Annotated in this window: 21 protein-coding genes; 12 read left to right on the plus strand and 9 right to left on the minus strand. The window is 73.6% G+C overall.

What is annotated here, in order from left to right:
* The first annotated feature begins 103 nt into the window (after window positions 1–103).
* The 5 genes from AC6EI4_RS16720 (at window position 104) to AC6EI4_RS16740 (ending at window position 4,430) form a co-directional block, all read left to right on the plus strand.
* Window positions 104–301 (plus strand): hypothetical protein, encoded by a 198-nt coding sequence (locus tag AC6EI4_RS16720; RefSeq protein ID WP_498419754.1) that lies wholly within the window; start codon window positions 104–106, stop codon window positions 299–301.
* Between the two features lie 63 nt (window positions 302–364).
* Window positions 365–1,096: a response regulator transcription factor gene (locus AC6EI4_RS16725; RefSeq protein WP_498419755.1), complete on the plus strand. Its 732-nt coding sequence runs from the start codon at window positions 365–367 to the stop codon at window positions 1,094–1,096.
* On the plus strand, window positions 1,093–2,499 hold the full coding sequence (locus AC6EI4_RS16730; RefSeq protein ID WP_498452154.1) for a sensor histidine kinase: 1,407 nt from the start codon (window positions 1,093–1,095) through the stop codon (window positions 2,497–2,499). The genes AC6EI4_RS16725 and AC6EI4_RS16730 overlap by 4 nt, the downstream gene beginning before the upstream one ends.
* A 42-nt stretch (window positions 2,500–2,541) precedes the next feature.
* Window positions 2,542–3,861: a S1C family serine protease gene (locus AC6EI4_RS16735; RefSeq protein WP_498452155.1), complete on the plus strand. Its 1,320-nt coding sequence runs from the start codon at window positions 2,542–2,544 to the stop codon at window positions 3,859–3,861.
* Window positions 3,858–4,430: a hypothetical protein gene (locus AC6EI4_RS16740; protein WP_498452156.1), complete on the plus strand. Its 573-nt coding sequence runs from the start codon at window positions 3,858–3,860 to the stop codon at window positions 4,428–4,430. Before AC6EI4_RS16735 ends, AC6EI4_RS16740 begins: the two co-directional genes overlap by 4 nt.
* Window positions 4,431–4,434: 4 nt before the next feature.
* Here the strand turns inward: AC6EI4_RS16740 and AC6EI4_RS16745 are convergent, their stop codons facing one another.
* The 4 genes from AC6EI4_RS16745 to AC6EI4_RS16760 all read right to left on the minus strand — a co-directional run bounded on the left by AC6EI4_RS16745 (window position 4,435) and on the right by AC6EI4_RS16760 (window position 10,962).
* Window positions 4,435–6,165: a sulfatase-like hydrolase/transferase gene (locus tag AC6EI4_RS16745; protein ID WP_498452157.1), complete on the minus strand. Its 1,731-nt coding sequence runs from the start codon at window positions 6,163–6,165 to the stop codon at window positions 4,435–4,437.
* 127 nt (window positions 6,166–6,292) lie between these two features.
* A complete protein-coding gene (locus AC6EI4_RS16750; RefSeq protein ID WP_498452158.1) occupies window positions 6,293–8,224 on the minus strand; it encodes an anthranilate synthase family protein in 1,932 nt (643 codons plus the stop codon).
* Between the two features lie 168 nt (window positions 8,225–8,392).
* Window positions 8,393–8,821, minus strand: a complete 429-nt coding sequence (locus tag AC6EI4_RS16755) for a GNAT family N-acetyltransferase (RefSeq protein ID WP_498452159.1) — start codon at window positions 8,819–8,821, stop codon at window positions 8,393–8,395.
* Window positions 8,818–10,962, minus strand: coding sequence for a HelD family protein (locus AC6EI4_RS16760; protein WP_498452171.1), 2,145 nt, complete (start codon window positions 10,960–10,962; stop codon window positions 8,818–8,820). The genes AC6EI4_RS16755 and AC6EI4_RS16760 overlap by 4 nt, the downstream gene beginning before the upstream one ends.
* 313 nt (window positions 10,963–11,275) lie before the next feature.
* Between AC6EI4_RS16760 and AC6EI4_RS16765 the strand changes: the two genes are divergently transcribed.
* Both AC6EI4_RS16765 and AC6EI4_RS16770 read left to right on the plus strand, forming a co-directional pair.
* Window positions 11,276–11,896 carry a hypothetical protein gene (locus AC6EI4_RS16765; RefSeq protein ID WP_498452160.1) on the plus strand — a complete coding sequence of 207 codons (621 nt, stop codon included), beginning with the start codon at window positions 11,276–11,278 and terminating at the stop codon, window positions 11,894–11,896.
* Window positions 11,889–12,551 carry a hypothetical protein gene (locus AC6EI4_RS16770; RefSeq protein ID WP_498452161.1) on the plus strand — a complete coding sequence of 221 codons (663 nt, stop codon included), beginning with the start codon at window positions 11,889–11,891 and terminating at the stop codon, window positions 12,549–12,551. The genes AC6EI4_RS16765 and AC6EI4_RS16770 overlap by 8 nt, the downstream gene beginning before the upstream one ends.
* A 48-nt stretch (window positions 12,552–12,599) precedes the next feature.
* On the opposite strand, the gene AC6EI4_RS16775 is transcribed toward AC6EI4_RS16770, so the two are convergent.
* Complete coding sequence (locus AC6EI4_RS16775; RefSeq protein ID WP_498452162.1) at window positions 12,600–13,346, minus strand: enoyl-CoA hydratase-related protein; 747 nt, start codon at window positions 13,344–13,346, stop codon at window positions 12,600–12,602.
* A gap of 65 nt (window positions 13,347–13,411) precedes the next feature.
* Between AC6EI4_RS16775 and AC6EI4_RS16780 the strand changes: the two genes are divergently transcribed.
* A complete protein-coding gene (locus AC6EI4_RS16780; RefSeq protein WP_498452163.1) occupies window positions 13,412–15,001 on the plus strand; it encodes a molybdopterin-dependent oxidoreductase in 1,590 nt (529 codons plus the stop codon).
* A gap of 160 nt (window positions 15,002–15,161) precedes the next feature.
* Here the strand turns inward: AC6EI4_RS16780 and AC6EI4_RS16785 are convergent, their stop codons facing one another.
* Genes AC6EI4_RS16785 through AC6EI4_RS16800 form a run of 4 tightly spaced genes read right to left on the minus strand, consistent with a single transcriptional unit; the run spans window position 15,162 to window position 18,706 of the window.
* On the minus strand, window positions 15,162–15,908 hold the full coding sequence (locus AC6EI4_RS16785; protein ID WP_498452164.1) for an ABC transporter permease: 747 nt from the start codon (window positions 15,906–15,908) through the stop codon (window positions 15,162–15,164).
* Window positions 15,905–16,819: an ABC transporter ATP-binding protein gene (locus tag AC6EI4_RS16790; RefSeq protein ID WP_498452165.1), complete on the minus strand. Its 915-nt coding sequence runs from the start codon at window positions 16,817–16,819 to the stop codon at window positions 15,905–15,907. Before AC6EI4_RS16790 ends, AC6EI4_RS16785 begins: the two co-directional genes overlap by 4 nt.
* Window positions 16,816–17,778, minus strand: a complete 963-nt coding sequence (locus tag AC6EI4_RS16795; protein WP_498452166.1) for an ABC transporter permease — start codon at window positions 17,776–17,778, stop codon at window positions 16,816–16,818. The genes AC6EI4_RS16790 and AC6EI4_RS16795 overlap by 4 nt, the downstream gene beginning before the upstream one ends.
* Window positions 17,762–18,706 carry an ABC transporter ATP-binding protein gene (locus AC6EI4_RS16800; RefSeq protein ID WP_498419777.1) on the minus strand — a complete coding sequence of 315 codons (945 nt, stop codon included), beginning with the start codon at window positions 18,704–18,706 and terminating at the stop codon, window positions 17,762–17,764. Before AC6EI4_RS16800 ends, AC6EI4_RS16795 begins: the two co-directional genes overlap by 17 nt.
* 112 nt (window positions 18,707–18,818) lie before the next feature.
* Here AC6EI4_RS16800 and AC6EI4_RS16805 point away from each other — a divergent pair, with 112 nt between their 5' ends.
* The 4 genes from AC6EI4_RS16805 to AC6EI4_RS16820 are packed head-to-tail and all read left to right on the plus strand — an operon-like array spanning window position 18,819 to window position 21,489.
* Window positions 18,819–19,487 (plus strand): fasciclin domain-containing protein, encoded by a 669-nt coding sequence (locus AC6EI4_RS16805; RefSeq protein WP_498419779.1) that lies wholly within the window; start codon window positions 18,819–18,821, stop codon window positions 19,485–19,487.
* 48 nt (window positions 19,488–19,535) lie between these two features.
* Window positions 19,536–20,147 (plus strand): ECF RNA polymerase sigma factor SigK, encoded by a 612-nt coding sequence (sigK, locus tag AC6EI4_RS16810; protein ID WP_498452167.1) that lies wholly within the window; start codon window positions 19,536–19,538, stop codon window positions 20,145–20,147.
* Window positions 20,144–20,863 carry an anti-sigma factor gene (locus AC6EI4_RS16815; protein WP_498452168.1) on the plus strand — a complete coding sequence of 240 codons (720 nt, stop codon included), beginning with the start codon at window positions 20,144–20,146 and terminating at the stop codon, window positions 20,861–20,863. Before sigK ends, AC6EI4_RS16815 begins: the two co-directional genes overlap by 4 nt.
* Before the next feature lie 41 nt (window positions 20,864–20,904).
* The gene (locus AC6EI4_RS16820) at window positions 20,905–21,489 is read left to right on the plus strand and encodes a protein-L-isoaspartate O-methyltransferase family protein (RefSeq protein ID WP_498452169.1); all 585 of its coding nucleotides are present in this window, start codon (window positions 20,905–20,907) and stop codon (window positions 21,487–21,489) included.
* The last annotated feature ends 165 nt before the right edge of the window (window positions 21,490–21,654 follow it).

Genomic DNA, 21,654 nt, shown 5'->3' on the forward strand with positions numbered 1-21,654 from the left:
TGCGGCCCGGCCGGCAGAGAGGTCGTTGCAGATGCGTAAGCAAGGTGACGGTTCCACCCCGCGAAACCAATCCGGTGCAGGCGCCGAGGCGTCGGCGGCCGAGTTGTGGGAGGCGGTCCTGCGTGCTCGCGAGGTGCTCGCCTACGAGCGCACCCAGCCCCGCAGCTCGTCGGCGACGCAGGCGCGCGCGGCGCTGCTCGCGGCGCTGGAGGCGTACGTGCAGCACCTGGAGCGGGCGCGACGCCCGATCCCCTACGCGATCCGCGACGAGCTGCGCCTGCAGCGCCTCACCTCCTCCTGAGCAGTCGCCGCGACCCGCCGCGCTCTCAGACGTGGCTCAGGCTGGGCTGGCACAGTGGTCGGCGTGAGTGCCGCATCCGTCGGGGGTCTCAAGCACGGACCCAAGCCCGACTCGAAGCCCCGCGTGCTCGTCGTCGACGACGACAAGGCGGTGCGCGAGTCGCTGCGCCGCTCCCTGGAGTTCAACGGGTACGACGTGGCGCTGGCCGCCGACGGCGCCGAGGCGCTCGCGGGCTTCGCCGCCGCCGCACCGGACGTCGTGGTGATGGACGTGATGATGCCGCGCCTCAACGGCCTGGAGGCGACCCGCGCGCTGCGGGCCGCCGGCCACGACGTACCGATCCTGGTGCTCACCGCGCGCGACGCCGTGGGCGACCGGGTGGACGGGCTCGACGCCGGCGCCGACGACTACCTCACCAAGCCGTTCGCGCTCGAGGAGCTCCTGGCCCGGCTGCGCGCCCTGCTGCGCCGCGTCGTCCCGCGCGACGCCCCGGACGAGGTGCTCTCCTTCGCCGACCTGAGCATGGACCTGGCCACCCGCGAGGTACGCCGCGGCGAGCGGCTGATCGAGCTCACCCGCACCGAGTTCACCCTGCTGGAGATGTTCCTGCGCCGCCCCCGCCGGGTGCTGGAGCGGGCCTTCATCCTCGAGGAGGTGTGGGGCTACGACTTCCCCACCACGGCCAACTCGCTGGAGGTCTACGTGGGCTACCTGCGGCGCAAGACCGAGGCCGAGGGCGAGCCGCGCCTGCTGCACACGGTGCGCGGTGTCGGCTACGTGCTGAAGGAGACATGAGCACCCTGCTCGGCCCCGACCGCACCGACCCCGGCAACCGGTGGGAGGGGCGCCGCTGGCACTACCGCCGCTCGCTGGCCAGCCGGGTCACGCTGCTGAGCACGATGGCCGTCGCCTTCGCCGTCGCCTTCGTCGCCCTGGGCGCCTACGCGACGGTGCGCATGCAGAGCATGGAGGCGCTCGACGAGTCGCTGCTCGAGCGCGCGGAGCGGGCCGCGGAGGCCGACGTGCTGAGCGGCACCCAGGTCCCGTCGTGGGCGCTGGGCGCCGCGGACGTGCAGATCCTCTTCATCACCGAGGACCGCCGCTGGCGCGCGCTCGGCGACGTCTCCGAGCTGAACCTCGGCGAGCCCGAGATCGCGGTCGCCTCGGGCACCCGGCCGCACTCGATCCGCACGCTCACCGCCAGCGACGGGGTCCGCTACCGGGTGGTCACCTGGCCGACCGAGGACGGGCAGGCGCTGGTGCTGGCCCAGTCCCTGGAGCCGCAGGACAGCACGCTGCGCAAGATGGGCACGGTGATGCTGGTGATCGGCGGCATCGGCGTCGTCGTCGCCGCCCTCGCCGGCTGGGCGGTGGCCCGCAACGGCCTGCGCCCGGTGCGGCGGCTGACCGCCGAGGTGGAGGAGATCGCGCGCACCGAGGACCTGACGCCGCTGACCGTGGAGGGCGACGACGAGATCGCCCGGCTGGCCACCTCCTTCAACACCATGCTGACCGCGCTGGCCGCCTCCCGCGACCGGCAGCGCCAGCTGATCGCCGACGCCGGCCACGAGCTGCGGACCCCGCTCACCTCGCTGCGCACCAACCTCGACCTGCTCGCCCAGGCCGACGGACGCGGCGGCCTGCCGCCCGAGGCGCGCGCCGAACTGCTGGCCGACGTGCGCGCCCAGATCCAGGAGTTCACCACGCTGATCGGCGACCTGGTCGAGCTGGCCCGCGACGAGCCGATGGAGCACGTCGTCGAGGGCGTCGACCTCGCCGAGACCGTCGAGCGCGCGGTCGCGCGGGTCCGCCGCCGCGCGCCCGACCTGGCCTTCGAGGTCTCGCTGACGCCGTGGTGGGTCACCGGTGAGCCGCCCGCCCTGGAGCGCAGCGTGCTCAACCTGCTCGACAACGCCGCCAAATGGAGCCCCGAGGGCGGCACCGTCCGGGTGCACCTCGAGGACGGCTGGCTGAGCATCGACGACGAGGGCCCCGGCATCGCCGAGGAGGACCTGCCCCACGTCTTCGACCGGTTCTGGCGCTCCTCGGAGTCGCGCTCGCTGCCCGGGTCGGGGCTGGGGCTCTCGATCGTGCGGCAGGTCGCGCTGCGCCACTCCGGCACCGTGGAGGCCACCCGCTCGCCGTACGGCGGTGCGCGGATGCGGCTGTGGCTGCCGGGACGCGCGGATGCTGAGTGATATCGGGTTCACGGCGGGGTCCGGTGGGGCAGGCTGGTGCCCATGAGCCAGCCGCCCACCCCACCCCAGCAGCCCTACCAGGGCCCGCAGCAGCCGCAGCAGGGTCCCCAGCAGCCCTATCGGGGTCCCCAGCAGCCACAGCAGCAGCCACAGCCCGGCCAGTACCCGCCGGGCCAGCAGTGGGGTGCCTACCCGCCACCGCCCGACCAGCGCGGCGGACGCGGGCGTGAGCGCGTCGACCGCCGCCGCGGCGGTGGCGGCGGCGGCAAGGGCCTGTTGGCCGGTGTCCTCGCCGGGAGCCTGGTGCTCGGCCTGCTGGCCGGCCTGGGCGGCGCCTGGGCCTTCGACGCCTTCGACGACGAGGACTCCAGCGTCGAGGTCGGCTCCGGCGACGTCGACACCAGCGAGCTCGACCCCCTCGACCTGGTCTCGGTCAACGTGGTGGCCCGCGAGGTGCTGCCGGTCGTGGTGAAGATCGACGCGCGCGACGCCAGCGGAGGGGGCGGCAGCGGGTCGGGGATCGTGCTCAGCGAGGACGGCGAGATCGTCACCAACAACCACGTGGTGGAGTCCGCCCTCGACGGCGGCAGCGTCACCATCTCCTTCGACGACGGCTCCGTCGCCGAGGCCGAGATCGTCGGGACCGACCCGGCCACCGACACCGCGCTGCTCCAGGCCCAGGACGTCTCGGACCTCGAGGTCGCCGTGCTCGGCTCCTCCGACGCCGCCGAGGTCGGGCAGGCGGTCGTCGCGGTCGGCTCCCCCTACGGGCTGCAGGCCACGGTCACCGCCGGCATCATCAGCGCCCTGCGCCGCCCGATCGTGATGCCCCAGGCCGGCGACCAGGCCAAGCGCGTCGTCTACGGCGCGATCCAGACCGACGCCGCGATCAACCCGGGCAACTCCGGTGGCGCCCTGGTGAACATGGCCGGCGAGGTGATCGGGATCAACGCCTCCATCGAGCTGGCCCGCAACTCCGCGGGCACGGGCGGCGACCTGGGCTCCATCGGCATCGGCTACGCCATCCCGATCAGCGACGTGCTGCCGATCATCGAGCAGATGCGCGCCGGCGACACGCCCACCCACCCGCGGCTCGGGGTGGCCACCGAGGACGCCGAGATCACCGAGGGCGTCCCCAGCGGCGCGCTGATCACCGAGGTGGAGCCCGGCGGGCCCGCCGACGAGGCCGGCATCGAGGTGGGCGACGTGATCACCGACATCGGGGACCTGCACACCGCCAGCTCCGATGCGCTGATCGCTAATCTGTACGCGCACCGGCCCGGGGACCAGGCCGAGATCAAGCTGACGCGCGACGGCAAGGAGCAGACGGTGGACGTCACCTTCGGGAGTGATGAGGAGTGACCCCAGCCCTTCGGGGGCGGCTTGCGGTGGCGGTGGCGATCCTGGCCACCGCGCTCACCGCGTGTGGTGACGATCAGGAGGGGGGCGCCGACCCGGCCGCGGTGGAGAACCCGCACGCGGCCGGGTCGCCGGCGGGGCCGAGCGTGGCCAGCCCGTGCGAGGCGCTGCCCGCCGCCGAGGCCGGGCGACTGCTGGGGACGGCCGTCACCGCGGCCCCCGACGAGCGCGACGTGGGGGTGCAGAAGTCGTGCAGCTACGCCCCCGAGGACAAGGACGCCGGGGTCTCCCTGGACGTGACGTCGCTGTACTTCGACGGCGACTTCGAGGAGGCCTGGGCGAAGATGGCCGACCGGGTGCAGGGCAAGGCCGTCCGCGTCGACGTGCCCGGCGCCGACGCCGCGCGCCTCGTCGTACAGCCGCAGCGCAAGGCGCTGCTGGTCACCGGGTTCGTCCAGCACGGCGACCAGGTGGACACCGCCAACCTCGTCGACCTGTCCCCCGAGAGCCCGGCCGTGGTGCGGGCGACGATGCGCGCCGTGCTGACCCGGCTGGTCGAGGCCTCCGGCTGAGCGGTCAGGGGCCCGCGGTGAGCCGGCGGCAGCCGGGCGAGACGGCCTCGTCGCGCGTCGCGGAGGCGCAGGCGTCGAAGCGCTCGAGGCGGCGGGTCAGGGCCGCGATCGTGGCGCGGTGCTCGGGGGCGCCGTAGCTGTTGGTCTGCTCCCAGCCGACGTCGGTGTAGTCGTAGAACTCCCAGGCGTAGGAGGTCTCCTCCCAGTCCGGGTCGAGGTCGAGGCGGACCAGCAGCGCCTCGCGCGAGCGCACCGCGACGTAGGAGGGGATCAGGTCCAGGGTGCCGCCGGCGTAGGACCGGTCCGGGTCGTCGCCGAGCGAGGGCGCCCAGGTGTGCTCGAAGAAGACGAAGTCGCGCGCGTCCCGGCCGGTGGGCGCCGTCAGCTGCTCGCCACCGCGCAGCGTCGCGGCCAGGGAGCGTCCGGCGCGGTAGCGCTCGGGCCTGAGCCCGGCCAGCTCCTCGAACGTCGGCGCCAGGTCCAGCGAGCTCACCACCGCGTCGCGCTCGCCCTGCTCGACGCCGGGGCCGGTGACCAGCAGCGGCACCTGCGCGTCGGAGACGTACGGCGTGCCCTTGCCGCGCCCGAGCCCGTGCTGGCCGATGTGGAAGCCGTTGTCGGAGGTCAGCACGACGTAGGTGTTCTCCGGGACCGCCTCGAGGATCCTGCCCAGCATTCGGTCGACGGACTGCGCCATCCGGGCCCGGTCGCGCAGCGTCCGCACGGCCACCTGCGGGGTGATCTCGGGCGCGACGCCCTTCCAGGACTCCGCCACGGTGCCGTCGGTGAGCCGGGGCGCGTTGTCCTGCTGGTCGTCGCCGTAACCCGGCAGGTCGGCCAGCGTCAGGTCGCGGCAGCGGACGGCGCCGCAGTCGCCCTGCGGCCGACCCGGCCGGGCCCGGTCACTGAAGGCGGGCGGGAAGAGCGGGTCGCCGGGGTAGGCCCCGGTCGGCTGGACCCGGGAGTGGGTCGCGTACGGCGAGACCTGCAGGAAGTACGGCGCGTCGTCGTCGCGGCGCGCCCGGATGAAGTCCAGGGCGCCGCGCCCGATCACCGAGCCGGCGTACTCCCGGTCCTTCTCGGCCGCCGACGCGTCCGCGGGCGGCGCCGGGTGCTCGCGCAGGTGCACCCGGCCGTCCTCGACGTAGGTGCTCTCGAAGCCCCAGCCGTCGTAGGCCGAGCCGAACACCACCCGCCAGTCGTCCCAGCCCGGCGGCGGTGGGGGGATCTCGCCGCCGGGTCTCCACTCGTACTGGTTGAGGTACTTGCCGACGAACCCGGTCGTGTAGCCGGCCTGCTGCAGGCGCACGTTGAAGGCCCGCTCGTCGTTGCCGTAGGTCTCGAACGCCTCCCAGCCTCCGACCGGTCCGTAGTCGTTGGGCGTGTTCGCGGTGTTGGTCAGGACGCCGGTCTGGTGGGGGTACTGCCCGGTGGCGATGCTGGCGCGCGAGACGCAGCACAGCGAGTCGACGACGTAGGCGTGCGGGTAGGACGCGCCGGCCGCGCGCATCGCGGCGGCGTTCGGCATGGTCCGCAGCAGGTCCATGGAGAAGTCGTCCATCAGCACCAACACGATGTTGGGGTCGCCGGCGTCGGCGGAGGCCACCGGCGTCGCCGGCGCGACCCTCTTCGGCAGGGGCGTGGACTCGGGCTCGTCGCCGGGTCCCCCGCTGCACGCGGCGAGCGCGAGCACCATCGAGACCAGTACGGCGACCCACCGCAGCATCCGAGTCATCAGTCCCCCGACTCTCGCGTGACCAGTCTCCAGGGTGACAGACGCAACAATCGGACGGGCGGTTTGTCGGCGGCCGAGACGCCGTGCGGCCGGCGCTGGGCCGGCCCTGGGCCGGCGCTGGCGGGCGCTAGGCCGGCGCGTCGCGCAGCAGCGCGCCCACCGTCTCGTGGATGAGCTCGAAGCCGCGCTGGGTCAGGATGGACTCGGCGTGGAACTGGATGCCGCGGTAGTGCGGGCCGCGCACCAGGTGGATGTCGCCGGTGGCCTCGTCGGCCTCGACCTCGACCCCGGCGGGCAGCGGACCGTCCGCGCGGGCGACGAAGGTGTTGTAGAACCCGACCCGCTCGGTGCGACCGCCGATGGTGACCGAGGACTGCGTGCCCTGGAAGACGATGTCCTTGTAGGCCAGCGACAGCCCGAGCTGGTGGCACAGCGCCTGGTGGCCCAGGCAGACCGCCAGGAACGGACGCCGCTGCTCGAGCAGCTCGGCGACGGCGGCGCGCAGCCGGCCCATCTTCGGGTCGTCGCCGTCGCGGGGGTCGCCGGGGCCGGGGCCGACGATGACCAGGTCGTAGCCGTCCAGCGCGCCCGCGGCGTACTCCTCGTGGCGCAGCACCTCGCTGGTCATGCCGAGCACGCTCAGCGCGTGGCGCAGCATGTTCACGAAGTCGTCCTCGCCGTCGAGGATCACCACGGACTTGCCGGCCAGCGCCGGGTCCGGCTCGGAGCCGCCCTGGTCGGTGAGCCAGAAGCCGGAGAGCCGGCGGTTGCGCGCGTTGAGGGCGATCAGCACGTCCTCGTCGCGGGTCAACTCGGCGATGCCCTCGGCCGCGGTGCCGGCGGCGGGGACGAGACCCAAGGCGCTCAGGATGCCGCCGGCCTTGGCGTGGGTCTCGGCGACCTCGTAGGCCGGGTCGGAGTCGCGGACCAGGGTGGCGCCGGCGGTCACCGTGAGGTTGCCGGCCGGGTCGACGTCGGCGGTGCGGATCACGATCGGGCTGTCCGCGGTGGGCTGCCCCTGGGCGTCGCGCCCGATCAGCGCCAGCGCCGCGCCGTAGTAGCCGCGCCCCTCGGCCTCGTAGGCCTTGATCAGCCGGCACGCGTTCTCCACCGGGCTGCCGGTGACGGTGGCGGCGTACATGGTGTCGCGCAGCACCTCGCGCACGTCGCGGCTGGTGCGCCCGGCCAGCAGATACTCGGTGTGCACCAGGTGGGTCATCGGCTTGAGGAACGGGCCGAGCACCTGGCCGCCCTCGTTGCAGATCTCGCACATCATCTTGAGCTCTTCGTCGACGACCATGAAGAGCTCGTAGATCTCCTTCTCGTCGTCGAGGAAGTCGAGCAGGCGCGCCTTGACGTCGTCGGGTGCCGAGGAGCCGGAGTCGACCCGGAAGGTGCCGCTGATCGGGTTCATCCGGACGTCGCCGCCGTGCACGCTGACGTGCCGCTCGGGGCTGGCACCGACCAGGAAGCGGTCGCCGGTGAAGAAGCAGAACGTCCAGTAGGCGCCGCGCTCGCGGGCCAGCAGCCGCCGGAAGACGGTGAGCGCCTTGTCGGGGCCCCAGTCGGCCACCACCGCGCGGTAGTGGCGCCCCACGACCAGGTTGGCGCCCTCGCCCTGACCGATCTCGTCGCGGATGATCGTCTCGACGACCTTCGCGTAGTCCTCGTCGGAGGTCTCGAAGCCGCCACGGTCGGTGAAGTCGACCTCGGCGTCGGGCAGCGCGGCCAATACGTCGGCGACCGGTAGTTCGCGCTCGGTCTCGATGTCGACGACCACCAGCGGGGTGCCGTCGTCGTGGGCCTCGAAGCCGCGCTCGGCGACCTGGCGGAACGGGATCGCGAGCAGCCGGTCGAAGTGGCGCCCCGGCGGCGGCGGGCCCTGCTCGAGCGGTACGTCGAGGAGGCTGGCGACCTCCGTGCGGGTGCCGCCCACCAGCGTCACCGTCGCCCCGTCCACCCCCGGCGTCGGGCTGCGCCGGATGACCGCCCAGGCATCGTGCCCCTGAAGCTCGTCGAGCGCGGCTCGTGCTTCCTCGGCGGCGGCGGTCTCAAGCATGGCCAAACCCTACGTGGCCCCCACCCGACCCCACCCCCGGTCTCACCCCGCCCCACCCTCCCCACCGGCCCCGCCTCCGCCGCGGCTCCGCCGCGACTCACGGGTAACTGGAGATTCCCACGCACCTGGTGCTTGGGATCCTCCAGTTACCTGGCGGTAGGGGGGCCGTCAGATGGTGCGGACCATGCCGACGGTGTGCGGCGAGGGATCGGCGAAGCCGTACGACGCGTACAGGCGCCGCCCGGGCTCGTCGCCCATCAACGTGACGTAGGGGTCCGGCGGCGCGTCCGCGTCGATCCGGGCGAGCAGCGCCTCGAGCACCCGGGCGCCGAGGCCGCGGCGCTGGTGGGCGGGGAGCACGGCCATGTCGACGATGTGGAAGTACCACCCGCCGTCGCCGAGCACGCGTCCCATCGCCACCGGCTCCCCCGTCGACTCGACGAGGACCGTGACCGCCGCCCAGTGCCCCGCCAGGGCGCGCTCGGCCTGCTCGCGCGTCTTGGGCGACAGCCCCGACTCGGCGCGCAGACGCAGGTAGTCGTCGACGCTGGGCGCCTCCTCGACCAGGCGGTAGCCCGGCGGCAGGGCGGCGCTCACGAGATCGTGGTGAGCAGCTGCGTGGCGCGGGTGAGCACGACGTACAGCGTGGCGCGTCCGGTGGCGGACTCGTCCTCGATCTCCTGGGGGCGCACCACCACGATGCCGTCGAACTCCAGGCCCTTGGTGTCCAGACCGGTCAGCACGACGACGCGGTCCTCCCCCGAGGGCGTCGCGTCGGAGTCGACCGCGGCGGCGGCGCTGGGTGCGTCCGCGGCGAGCTCGGGCCAGGAGGCCAGCCAGGCGTTGACCTGCGAGCGCCGGGCCGCGGGTACGACGATGCCGACGGTGCCGGCGACCTCGCCGGCGATCTCGAGGACCGCCGCGCGGGTGGCCTCCTCCAGGTCGGGCACGCCCTCGAGCACCTTCGGGTCGACGCCGGTCGAGCGCACGGCCGTCGGCAGGTCGGCGTCCAGGCCGACCCGGCGGGCGTAGGCCTCGGCGTGGGCGTAGATCTCCGAGGAGTTGCGGTAGTTCGTGGAGAGGTGGAAGGCGTGGATGACCTTGCCCTCGAGGGCGGCGGCCCGCGCAGCGGCGGACTCCTCGGGCACCGGCCACGACGACTGCGCCGGGTCGCCGACGATCGTCCAGGAGGCGGTGCGACCGCGGCGCGCGACCATCCGCCACTGCATCGGGGTGAGGTCCTGGGCCTCGTCGATCAGCACGTGGGCGAACGGGTCGTCCTCGATGCGGTGGGTCGGCGGAGACCAGGGCCGGCTGTTGGGGGCGTACTCGCGGTCTGAGGCTGTGGTCAGCTCCTTGAGGTCGACCCCGCCCTCCTCGGCGGTCAGCACGTCGTCGAGCTGCTGGTCGGCGTCGGTCTGCTGGGGGACGTCGCCGAGGGCGTAGCGCAGCTCGTCGACCAGCGCGATGTCCTCGATGGTCAGGCCAGCGGCGGGGGTGTCGCCGGCGTGGTCGGCCCACGCCTTGACGAGCAGGATCTGCTCCTCGGGGCTGAGAATGCCGTCGGACACCCGCGCGAGCAGGTCCGGCTCGCGCAGCCAGCCCAGCACCGTCACCGCGTCGAGCGGCGGCCACCAGGCCACCGCGAACTCCACGAACGAGCGCGTGGTGAGCATGTCCTCGTTGAACTCCTCGCGGCCACGCTCCCGGCCGCGCTCGCTGCGCACCTGGCGCCACATCGCGTCCAGCAGCGTGTGCGCCACCCGCGGCAGCTGCCGGTTGCGGCGGCCCTGGCTCATCAGCTGCTTGCGCAGCCTGCTCAGCGTCTGCCGGTCGAGCACGAGGGAGTTGTCGCGCCAGAAGATCCGGTACTCCTGCGGGCTGCCCGGGGCCTGCTGGCGCGCCGTACGCCGCAGCACCTCGGCCATCCGCGCCGAGCCCTTGACGTCGGCGACCGCCGGCTCGTCGTGGCGGGTCGCGCGCATCCCGTCCACGACCTCGCCGAGCGAGCGCAGCGCTACCGCGGTCTCGCCGAGGCTCGGCAGCACCCGCTCGATGTAGCGCATGAACACGCCGCTGGGGCCGACGATGAGCACGCCGCCGCCCTCGAAGCGGCGCCGGTCGTTGTAGAGCAGGTACGCCGCGCGGTGCAGCGCGACGACGGTCTTGCCGGTGCCGGGGCCGCCGGAGATGGTCACGACGCCCTTCGAGGGGGCGCGGATCGCCTTGTCCTGCTCGGCCTGGATGGTGGCGACGATCGAGTGCATGGACCGGTCGCGGGCGCGGGAGAGCTGCGCCATCAGCGCGCCCTCGCCGACGATCGGCAGATCGGCGTCCATCCGCTCCAGCGCCTCGGCGTCGAGCAGCTCGTCCTCGACGCCGACGACCTTCGGACCGTCGTTGCGCAGCACCCGCCGGCGGACCACGCCGCTCGGCTCGGCGGCGGTGGCCTGGTAGAACACGGCGGCCGCGGGGGCGCGCCAGTCGACGAGCAGCGAGTCGCGCTGGTCGTCGCGCAGGCCGATCCGGCCGATGTAGCGCGGCTCCGGGTCCAGCTCGGGCTGCAGGTCCAGGCGCCCGAAGACCAGACCCTCGTGGGCGGCGTCGAGCTGGGCGATGCGGCGCGCGGCCTGGAAGACCATCGCGTCGCGCTCGACCAGGCCACCCTCGTGGCCCAGCTTCCCGCGCTCGTGCCCCTCACGGGCCAGCTCGCGCGCCGCCTTCGCGGACCTCTCCATCTGGAGGTAGACGCGATCGACGAACTGCTGCTCACGCGCGACCTCGCGCGCTGCGACGTCCTCGGTCAAGGGATCCCCACCACACCAGTCGAACACGTCGCCTGCGGCGACTCGGAAGGGAACAAGATTACTCGCCCGTGCTCCGCAGCGACGGATCGGCACCTGTCTAGCCCTGTCGCGCTCCCTGAGCCCGTCCCGAAGGGCGCGCAGAGCGTGTTGGGCCGATCTCCTCCGGCGTGAGTTCTTGCAGACGATGATTGGCCTCGCCACAATTCCTTCCGCCCCTCGGGGCCGCGTCCGATCGGACCTGCTCATGTCACACCGCCTGGCGGCGAGTCTCCTGGCCGTCGCCCTCACCGCCACCGCTGCCCTCGGGGTGCCGTCGGCCGCCCACGCCGACCGGGTGGAGACCCGCGACGCCGCCGGGGACGTCATGATGGCCGAGAACTTCGACACCGAAGACCTCGTGCCCGCACCGGACTTCACCTCGGTCGACATCGTCCGCACCGTCGTCGACCACCGCCGTCACCGGTTGAACCTGACGGTGCGCTTCCGCGACCTGCGCAGCACGCCCATGCACTTCACCGAGTTCCGGGTGCGCACGCCGAAGCGTGCGTTCGGGGTCTCGGTCACCCGGGGGATGGGCGGCGGCGCCAAGGGTCTGGCCGAGGTGAGCCGCCCGAACGGACGCACGGTGAAGTGCACGGGCCTGCGCTGGTCGATCGACCGCGACGCCGACCGGGTGACGGCCTCGGTGCCGACCACCTGCCTCGGCTCGCCGCGCTGGGTGAAGATCGGCGTCGGCGCGATCAGCACTGCGTCCGGCGTGCTGGAGGACCCCGACGACCGCTACCGCATGTACGTCGACGACGGCCACCGCGCCGGCCGGGTCGGCGAGTACCTCACGATGGGCCCGAAGGTGTCCCGTGGCTGAGCGCGCGCGCCTGGCCGGAGCCCTGGCGTCGCTGGCGCTGCTCGCCCCCCTCACCGTGCTGGCCACCGCCGCGCCGGTCGCGGCCGAGCGGGCGGTCCTGCACGACCCGGCCGGTGACGTGGTGCGGACCACAATCACCGAGGACGGGGACGACGACTCGGTCTACGACACCACCGACACCGGCACCGACGTACGGCGCCTGGTCGTGCGGCACGCTGCGCGCAAGCTCACCCTGACGCTGCACGTGCGCGACCTGGTCCGCGGCGAGCGGGGGCGCAACGCGCACTTCGGGATCGACACCTCCGGGCCGAGCATGCTGCTGGCGCTGGTCGACGTGGGGCGCACCCCGAAGCGCGACCGCGCGAGGACCATCGACCTGACCGAGGACGGCAACATGCGCAAGTGCCGCGGGGTCAAGCACGCGGTCTCCGCGCAGGACGACACCATCGCCGTCACCATCCCGCGGCGCTGCCTGGGTAACCCGCGGTGGGTCCAGGTCTCGGCGGGCGTCTCCAGGTCCACCGGGACTGGGTTTGTCGTGACGAACCCCCGCCGCAGCGACCCAGGGTTCAGCTTCAGCGAGGATGAAGCCGGCTCCGACGGCCGCCGGGCCTTCGCGATGCCCCGGGCCACCCGCCGGGTCCACGTCGGCTGACGCGCGCACCGGTACGCCGTCGCGCGCGGCGGCGTACCGGCTGACGCGCTATCGCTTGCGCGACAGGAACGCCATCATGGCCTCGTGAGCGCCCTCAGAGCCGAAGAGCCGGGCGCTCAGCGCCGCCACGTCGTCGCGCTGGGCGTCGATGCGGGCGAGCAGGTCGCGCGCGAGCAGGGCCTTGGTCTCGCGCAGTCCCTGCGGGTGACCGGTGGCCAGCGAGGCGCAGACGGCCGCCACCGTCTCGTCGACGTCCGCCGCCGGCACCGCCTTGGTCGCCAGGCCCATCTCGACGGCCTCGCGACCGGAGAACACCTCGCCGCCCAGGCAGGCCAGCGCGGCGGCGCGGCTGGTCATCCGCGGCAGCACGGTCAGCGAGATGACCGCAGGCGTCAGCCCGAGCTTGACCTCGGTGAGCGCGAACGTCGCCTCCTCGGCGGCGACCACGATGTCGCTGGCGGCGATGATGCCGATGCCCCCGGCACGCACCGGGCCGTGCAGCGCGGCGACCACCGGCTTGTCGAGCGCCACGATCAGCCGCTGCAGGTCGACCAGGGCGCGGGTGCCCTCCTCCATGCTGCCGTCCGCGGCCTCCGACAGGTCCGCGCCCGAGCAGAAGACGCGCCCCGAGGAGCGGAGCACGACCACCTTCGCCTGCGGATCCGCCTCGGCGGCGCGCAGCTGTGCGAAGAGCTCGGTGACGAGCTGGCGCGAGAGCGCGTTGCGGTTGGCGGGCGAGTCGAGGGTCACGGTGGCGACGGAGTCGACCACGTCGAGGTGCACGAGTTCGGTCATGCGCGCCATCCTGCCGGAAACCGGGCCCGGCCATCCGCTGCGACGCCCGGCTCCGAACACCTCGCATGAACCGCCCCTCGCCAGCTGCCCTGGCCCACGCCGGCGCAGGCGTGCTGGCCACGCTCACCGCGATGGCGGCCGGCCACCTCGTCGCTGCCCTGGTCGCGCCCGAGGCCTCGCCGGTCCTCGCGGTCGGCTCCACCGTCATCGACGCCACGCCGACCCCGGTCAAGGAGTGGGCGGTACGCGAGATGGGCAACGCCGACAAGCCGGTGCTCATCGGCAGCGTGATCGTGGTGACCCTGCTGCTCGCCGCCCTGGCCGGGGTGCTGGCCCGGCGGCGGCTGCTCCTGGGCGTCGGGCTGCTGCTGGTCCTGGTCCTCGCCGCCGGCACCGCCGCCCTGCTCCGGCCCGCGGCCGGCGCCGGCGCCGTACTGCCCTCGTTGACGGCGGCCGTGGTCGGCGTCGGCGCCCTGGTCTGGCTGGTCCGCGCGCTCGCCGGCTCCCGTCCGGCGGCTCCCGCGCCGTCAGCCGACGGGGAGGCGTCCGACGGGGAGGTCGCCGGGGAGGCGTCCGCCGGAGAGGTCGCCGGGAGCGGGGCGTCGCGGCGCGGGGTGCTGGTGGCCGGTGGCGTGCTGGCCAGCGCCGCGGTGCTGATGGGCGGCGCCGGTCAGTGGTTGATCGACCTCAGCCGGCGGATCGGCGACATCACGCTGCCCCGGCCCCGGCGCCCGATCGCCGCGCTGCCGAGCGGGCTGGAGGAGTCCTACCCCGAGATCACCGCGTTCCGGACACCGAGCTCCGACTTCTACCGCGTCGACACCAACCTGATCGTCCCGGTGGTCGACCACGACGGGTGGAGCCTGCGCATCGACGGCGACGTCGCGCGCGAGGTCACCATCGACTACCAGGACCTGCTCGCGATGCCGATGATCGAGCGCGACATCACGATGACCTGCGTCTCCAACGAGGTCGGCGGCGACTACGTCGGCGCGGCGCGCTGGCTGGGCGTGCCGCTCGTCGACGTGCTCGCCCTGGCGGGGGTGGGATCGGCGGCCGACCAGATCCTGTCCACCGCCGTCGACGGCTTCACGATCAGCACCCCGCTGGCCGTCGCCACCGACGGGCGCGACGCGATGGTCGCGGTCGGCATGAACGGCGAGCCGCTGCCCCGCGAGCACGGCTTCCCGGCCCGGCTGATCACCCCCGGCCTCTACGGCTACGTCGGCGCCACCAAGTGGCTCGAGCGGCTCACCCTCACCACCTACGACGACGAGCAGGCCTACTGGACCGAGCGGGGCTGGGCGATCGACGGCCCGATCAAGGTCGCCAGCCGGATCGACACACCCCGCCCGCTGGCCACCCTCGACGCCGGCCGGCAGGTCATCGGAGGCGTCGCCTGGGCGCAGGGGCGCGGGATCGGCACGGTCGAGGTCCGCATCGACGGCGGCGACTGGCAGCCGGCCCGGCTCGGCCCGGACGCGGGCGTCGACTACTGGCGCCAGTGGTTCCTGCCCTGGGAGGCGACCAGTGGACGCCACGACCTCTCGGTGCGCGCCACCACGACCGACGGCGAGGTGCAGACCGCCGCGCGCGCGGCGCCGTACCCGAACGGGTCCAGCGGGATCCAGGAGGTGGTGGTCAGCGTCTCCTGAGCCGGGCTTCGTCTGAGCCCGGCTCCCTGTCGGTTTCCCCGGTCGACCGGGGAACCCTGAACTGGACGGCCGAAATTTCGCCGGACAACATCAGCGATACCCGGCCGACCGGGTAAACCGACACCCCCCGGGACCCGCGCCGCGCCGTACCGCTCCCGGCTCACTCGTCCCCGGTGAGGTTGAAGCCGCGCAGCCGGTGGCCGGTGAGCCACGCGCCGCCGACGATCACGACCACCGACGCCACCACCGCGTAGCCGAGGCCGACCTCCACCACCCCGGGCTCGCCGGCGATCGCCGCCGCCCAGCGCCGGATGCTCAGCCAGCGCACCCCGTCGAGCAGCCCGCCGAGCAGGCCCTCCCAGATCAGCAGGTAGAGCAGGCCGACCACCACCGCGTGCCGCGTCATCGCCGAGGCCCAGGCGAACAGCGAGGAGTAGGCCAGGCCGCCCACCAGCGAGCCGAGCGCGAACTTCACCGCCAGGTCCGGCTCCCCCAGCACCAGGCCCGCGAGCAGCATCGGCACCGCGCCGAACACCAGCACGCAGGCACCGGCGACCAACAGCTTGCTGGCCACGATCGTGTGCCGCGAGAGCGGCTTGGCCAGCAGGTAGGTGATCGAGCCGTCGTCGATCTCCGGCGCCAGCACACCGGTCGCGGCGATCAGCGCGACCAGCGGCACGATCACCGCGAGGCCCAGGGCGTTGAGGGTGTCGCCGGCGGCGTCGGCGTCCTCGCCGACGAGGACCCGGACCAGCACCGCGATCGCGACGAGCACCAGCGGCAGCACGAACATCAGCACCCCGCGACGGCGCCCGAAGAGGCTGCGGAACCCGAGGCGCACGATCGTCGGCGAGATCGGGCCGCGCGGGCCCGCGCCGGTGCGCGGGGAGGACCCGGCCGCACTCATGCCGACACCAGGTAGGCGAAGACGCTCTCCAGCGACTCGTCGGTCGGCGTCACCTCGAGCAGGCGCAGGTCGTGCTCGCGGGCCAGCTGCGGCAGCACCTCGCTGAACCGGCCGAAGTCCGAGGCCTCCACCTCCAGCCCGCCCTCCGCCCGCACCCGGACCCCGCGCACCGAGGTGTCGGCGAGCAGCACCGAGGCCATCAGCCGGTCGGAGGAGGTGCGCAGCACGAAGCGGTTGGGTCGGTCGGTCATCAGCCGGCGGATCGCGCCGAAGTCGCCCGATGCGGCGTGCCGGCCCGCCACCACGACCTCGACCTGACGTGCCACCTGCTCGACCTCCTCGAGGATGTGGGAGCTGAACAGCACCGTGCGCCCCTCGGCGCCCATCGAGCGCAGCAGCTCCATCAGGTGCATCCGCTGGCGCGGGTCCATGCCGTTGAAGGGCTCGTCGAGCAGCAGCACGCCGGGGTCGTGGACCAGCGCCGATGCCATCTTGACCCGCTGCCGCATGCCCTTGGAGTACGTCGAGATGGTGCGGTCCTGGGCATCGGTCATCTCCACCAGCGCCAGGGCCCGCTGGGCGGCGGCGCCCGGGTCCGCCAGCCCGTGCAGCTCGGCGTTGGCGACCACGAACTGCCGGCCGGTGAGGTAGTCGAAGAGCGCCTCGCTCTCCGGCACCAGCCCGAGCTTGCGGTAGGCCTCCTTGTTGCGCCACAGCGGGTCGCCGTCGAGCGTGACGGAGCCCGTCGAGGGCGCCAGGAACCCCGCCATCAGCGCGATCAGCGTCGACTTCCCGGCGCCGTTGGGCCCCAGCAGCCCGGTCACCCCGGGGCCGATGGTCATCGACACGTCGTTGACGGCGACCACGTTGCGGTACCACCGCGAGACGTGCTCGAGGCGCAGCGTGCTCATCCGCTCACCTTCCGATAGCGCCACAGCAGGGCGGCGACCGAGCCCAGCACGGTCACCACCGCCGCGACGAGGTAGAGGGCGCCCATCGCCCCGCCCTCCGGCGGGGTCGGCGTGGCGCTGGCCGAGTCGAAGAGGAAGACCTGCACCCCGTCCACGAGCGTGTACGGCGAGAGGATGCCGGCCACCTGCCCGACCCGCTCGTCGCCGGTCTCCCAGGCGATCGCCTGGATCGTGGTCACCACCGTGTAGCTGACCAGCAGCACCACGATCACCGAGGCCACTGCCAGCCCGCGCCGCAGGGTCAGCGCCGAGACCAGAGCGGCGAGCCCGGACAGGCACGCGGCGAGCAGCAGCGCGCCCACCAGCGAGGCCCCGAACAGCTCGGTCTCGCGGCCCAGCGGCAGGTCGGCGAGCAGCCCCCCGACGTACATCAGCAGCAGCGGCGCCGCGATCAACGCGAAGGTGGCGGCGATCAGCGAGGCCAGCCGGACCAGGACGTAGGTGGAGCGCCGGCCGGGCCGGGCCAGGTACAGGGTGATCGTGCGGAAGCGCAGGTCGCGGGAGAACAGCGTCGGCGCCTGCGCGGCGACGAAGACCGAGATCAGCAGCTGGGTGGTGGTCGGGTAGATCGAGTAGGCCACCAGGTGCTCGTCGAGCTGGAGGACGTCGCCGACCTGGACCAGCACCCCCACCAGGATCAGCGCCGGCAGCAGCATCAGGGCGAACAGGCCCAGCGGCAGGATCTTGGAGCGCCCGGAACGGCCCAGGCCGAAGCAGTTGCGCAGCCCGGTGACGAAGAACCCCCACGCGATCGCGCCCTCACCGAGCCGCGGCCCGCCGTACGGGCGGTAGCCGATGTCGTGGATGACCGCCCCGGAGCGGGCGCCGGGGCGGTCCAGGGTCGGCTGCGCCTCGGCGGACTTCGATTCGGCCGGGTGTGACTCAGACGGGCTGGACACTGCCGGCACCTCCTTCGCGGAAGACGTCCTCGATGCGGTGGTGGCGCTCCTGCATCCGGACCAGGCCGAGCCCGAGGTCGACGGTGAGGTCGCGGACCACGTCGCGGGTGGTCTCGTCGCGCACCTCGACCTCGATCATCCGGCCCTCGGCGGGCCAGGCCCGCAGGCCCGCCTCCACCAGCGCCTCGCCGAGCAGCCGGTCGGCGTCGGGGCGGCCCTGCACCTCGACGAGCAGGTTGCCGGTGGCGTCGAGGAAGTCGGTGGTGGCCGAGGAGCGCAGCAGCCGGCCCGCGTCGAGCACCACCACGTGGTCGCTGATCCGCTCGAGCTCGCCGAGCAGGTGCGAGGTGACCAGCACCGCGATGCCGAACTCGGTGCCGATCCGGCGCACCAGGGCGAGCATGTCGTCGCGCGAGGAGGGGTCCAGCCCGTTGGTGGGCTCGTCGAGCAGCACCAGGCGCGGGTCGTGGACCAGGGCCTGGGCCAGCTTCACCCGCTGCTTCATGCCGGTGGAGTAGCCGCCGATGGCGCGGTAGCGCTCCTCGGCCAGCCCCACGTGGCGCAGCACGTCCGAGGCCCGCTCGCGAGCCGCGGGGTAGGGCAGCCCGGACATCTGGCCCATGTGCACCACCAGGTCGCTGGCCGAGACGTCGGCGGGCAGGCAGTCGTGCTCGGGCATGTAGCCGACCAGGGAGCGGATCTGGGCGCCCTGCGTGGCCACGTCGTGGCCGAGGACCCGCGCGCTCCCCTCGCTGGCGTCGACCAGCCCCAGCAGGATCTTGATCAGCGTCGACTTGCCGGCGCCGTTGGCCCCGACCAGCCCGGTCACGCCCACCCCGACCCGTACGTCGAGGTGGTCGAGCGCGACCACGCCCGGATAGCGCTTGGTCAGCCCCACGGCATCGATGACGGCCTCGTCCACACCCACGGCGACCAACCTAGCGGCAGTCCGGGCCTGGGCCGGGTGGCGCTCGGACCAATCCGCCTTCCGACCTGCGGCGAACTCCTCCCATCAGGCAAGCCCGGCAGGGGCCCCACCGATGGAAGGCACTGACATGAAGCTGACGACGATCACCCGAACCGGCGGACTCGCCACCCTCGCGCTCACCGTCTCGCTGGGCCTCGCGGCCTGCGGCGGGGACGACTCCGACGACAGCGCCTCGAGCGAGGAGTCCTCGCAGAGCGAGTCGCCCTCGGAGTCCATGGAGTCGGAGAGCGCGATGACCGGCGACGCCGCGTCGCAGACCTTCGGCGAGGCCTGCAGCGCGGTCCCGACGAGCGGGCCCGGCTCCCTCGAGGTGATGGCCACCGAGCCGGTGGCCACCGCGGCCTCGGGCAACCCGCTGCTGGAGACCCTGGTCACCGCGGTGGACAAGGCCGGCCTGGTCGACACCCTGAACTCGGCCGAGGCGATCACCGTCTTCGCGCCCACCAACGAGGCGTTCGCCAAGATCCCGGCCAAGGACCTCGAGGCCGTGCTCAACGACAAGAAGACGCTGACCCAGATCCTCACCCACCACGTGGTGGAGGGCGAGCTCGCCCCGGAGGACATCGCCGGCGAGCACACGACCCTGAACGGCGACATGGTCACCGTCGAGGGCTCGGGCGAGAGCTTCACCGTCGGCGACGAGATGGCGGCCGTGCTGTGCGGCAACGTGCCGACGGCCAACGCGACCGTCTACGTCGTCGACACCGTGCTGATGCCGTGACCTCGACGCACCCTTGTTGATCCCCGGACCACACGGAAAGATCCCCTCGTGGACCCCTCCCGCCCTGCCACCCCCGGATCCGGTCCCCTCGGACCGGTTCCGGGGGGCACCGCTCCCCCCGACCTCACCGCCCTGCTCAAGCTGGCCGGGCGAGGCGACGAGGGAGCCTTCGCCGAGCTGTACGACGCGACGGCTCCGCGCGCCTACGGCCTCGCGGTCCGCGTCGTACGCGACCCCGCCCAGGCCGAGGAGGTGACCCAGGAGGCGTTCCTGGAGGCCTGGCGTCACGCCGGCCGCTTCGACCCGGAGAAGGGCAGCGCCTCGGCGTGGCTGATGACGCTGGTGCACCGCAAGGCGGTGGACCGGGTCCGCTCGGCCGAGGCGTCCACCCGCCGCGACACGACGTACCACCAGCACAACCGGCCGGTCCCCCACGACACCACGGCGGAGGCCGCCCAGGCCTCCCTGGAGGCGAAGCGGGTCCGCCACGCGCTGGCCGCCCTGACGGCGGTCCAGCGGCAGGCGGTGGAGCTGGCCTATCTGGGGGGGTATACACACACCGAGGTGGCCTCGATGCTCGACCTGCCGGTCGGGACGGCCAAGACCCGCATCCGGGACGGACTGATCCGGCTGCGCGACACGATGGGAGTGGGGCAGTGACCGAGTCCATCCACTTCCTGGCCGGGGCCTACGTGGTCGACGCCCTGGACGGTGCCGAGCGCGCCGACTTCGAGCAGCACCTGGCCGGCTGCGCGGACTGCCGCGCCGAGGTCGCCAGCCTCTCCGAGGGCGCGGCGGTGCTCGCCGACGCGGTCTCCGTCGCACCGCCTCCCGCGCTGCGCGAGCGGGTGCTCGCCGACATCGCCACGGTGCGCCCGCTGCCGCCGCACCAGGAGGCAGGCGTGACCACGCTCGCCTCGCGGCGCCGCCGCGGCGTCGCGCTGCTGGCCGCCGCGGCCGCGGTGGTGGCGACGGTGGGCGTCGGCGGCGTCTGGCAGCCCTGGGAGGACGACTCCTCGACGCCCCTGACCGCCGCCGAGAAGGTGATGACGGCCCCCGACGCGGAGAAGGTCTCGCTGGAGTTCGACGGCGGCGCCCGGGCGACGGTGGTGTACTCCGACGAGCTCGGCAAGTCGGTGCTGCTGACCGAGAAGATGCCGCCGCCGCCGGAGGGGAAGATCTACCAGGTCTGGTACGACGTGCCCGACGAGGGCATGGTGTCCGCGGCCGTGATGCCGGTCAAGGAGGACCAGACGGTGATGCTCGAGGGCGACGCCAGCGAGGCCACCGGAGCCGGGATCACCGTCGAGCCGGAGGGCGGCTCGCCGGAGCCCACCTCGGAGCCGATCGCGCTGTTCGCCTTCGACGAGGCCTGAGCGGGTTGACGCCCGGCGCGGCGCCGGTCTTCAGTGGAGCGATGAGCTCCGCGCCCCACCCTGGGGGGACCGACGCCGTGCGGGCCGCGTTCCAGGCCACGCCGCGGGCCGGCTTCCTGCCCCGCCGCGAGCGCCGGCGCGCGTCGTACGACGGGCCGCTGGCGATCGGGCACGGTCAGACCAACTCCCAGCCGCGCACCGTCGAGCAGATGCTGAAGCTGCTGGACGTGCGCCCGGGCCAGCGGGTGCTCGACGTCGGCGCCGGCTCGGGCTGGACCACCGTCCTGCTGGCGCACCTGGTCGGGCCCGGCGGCGAGGTGCTCGGCGTGGAGCTCGTCGACGATCTGGTGGCCTTCGGCGCCGAGAACGTGCGGCGGGCCGCGGTCCCCTGGGCCAGCGTCCGCCGCGCCCGGCCCGGCGTGCTCGGCCTGCCCGACCACGCGCCGTACGAACGGATCCTGGTCTCCGCCGAACCGCCCACGCTGCCCACCGCCCTCGTCGACCAGCTGGGCGAGCAGGGCCGGATGGTGATCCCGGTGGCGGGCACGATGCTGCGCGTGCAGCGCCACCACGACGAGGTGAGCGTGACCGAGCACGGCTCCTACCGCTTCGTCCCGCTCCGCTGACCCCCGCCCGCCCCGCCCGCGCCGCGCCGCGCCGCGCCCGCACCACCCCCGCGGGCTTGTAACGCGGGGTTATGCCCACTAGGACAGCGGGCTGGGTCTATCGGTGGAAGCAACGGGTCAGGCTGCTGGCGTTGTTGTCAGCAGCGCGGCCAGCGCTTGGGCTGG

Source organism: Nocardioides sp. Z43_10, assembly GCF_059766615.1.

Bases quoted from the DNA above. Each gene is read 5' to 3' on its own strand.
- AC6EI4_RS16730 (WP_498452154.1), top strand. From the start codon at position 1,093: ATGAGCACCCTGCTCGGCCCCGACCGCACCGACCCCGGCAACCGGTGG.
- AC6EI4_RS16735 (WP_498452155.1), top strand. From the start codon at position 2,542: ATGAGCCAGCCGCCCACCCCACCCCAGCAGCCCTACCAGGGCCCGCAG.
- AC6EI4_RS16745 (WP_498452157.1), bottom strand. From the start codon at position 6,165: ATGACTCGGATGCTGCGGTGGGTCGCCGTACTGGTCTCGATGGTGCTC.
- AC6EI4_RS16750 (WP_498452158.1), bottom strand. From the start codon at position 8,224: ATGCTTGAGACCGCCGCCGCCGAGGAAGCACGAGCCGCGCTCGACGAG.
- AC6EI4_RS16760 (WP_498452171.1), bottom strand. From the start codon at position 10,962: ATGGAGAGGTCCGCGAAGGCGGCGCGCGAGCTGGCCCGTGAGGGGCAC.
- AC6EI4_RS16765 (WP_498452160.1), top strand. From the start codon at position 11,276: ATGTCACACCGCCTGGCGGCGAGTCTCCTGGCCGTCGCCCTCACCGCC.
- AC6EI4_RS16775 (WP_498452162.1), bottom strand. From the start codon at position 13,346: ATGACCGAACTCGTGCACCTCGACGTGGTCGACTCCGTCGCCACCGTG.
- AC6EI4_RS16780 (WP_498452163.1), top strand. From the start codon at position 13,412: ATGAACCGCCCCTCGCCAGCTGCCCTGGCCCACGCCGGCGCAGGCGTG.
- AC6EI4_RS16785 (WP_498452164.1), bottom strand. From the start codon at position 15,908: ATGAGTGCGGCCGGGTCCTCCCCGCGCACCGGCGCGGGCCCGCGCGGC.
- AC6EI4_RS16790 (WP_498452165.1), bottom strand. From the start codon at position 16,819: ATGAGCACGCTGCGCCTCGAGCACGTCTCGCGGTGGTACCGCAACGTG.
- AC6EI4_RS16805 (WP_498419779.1), top strand. From the start codon at position 18,819: ATGGAAGGCACTGACATGAAGCTGACGACGATCACCCGAACCGGCGGA.
- AC6EI4_RS16820 (WP_498452169.1), top strand. From the start codon at position 20,905: ATGAGCTCCGCGCCCCACCCTGGGGGGACCGACGCCGTGCGGGCCGCG.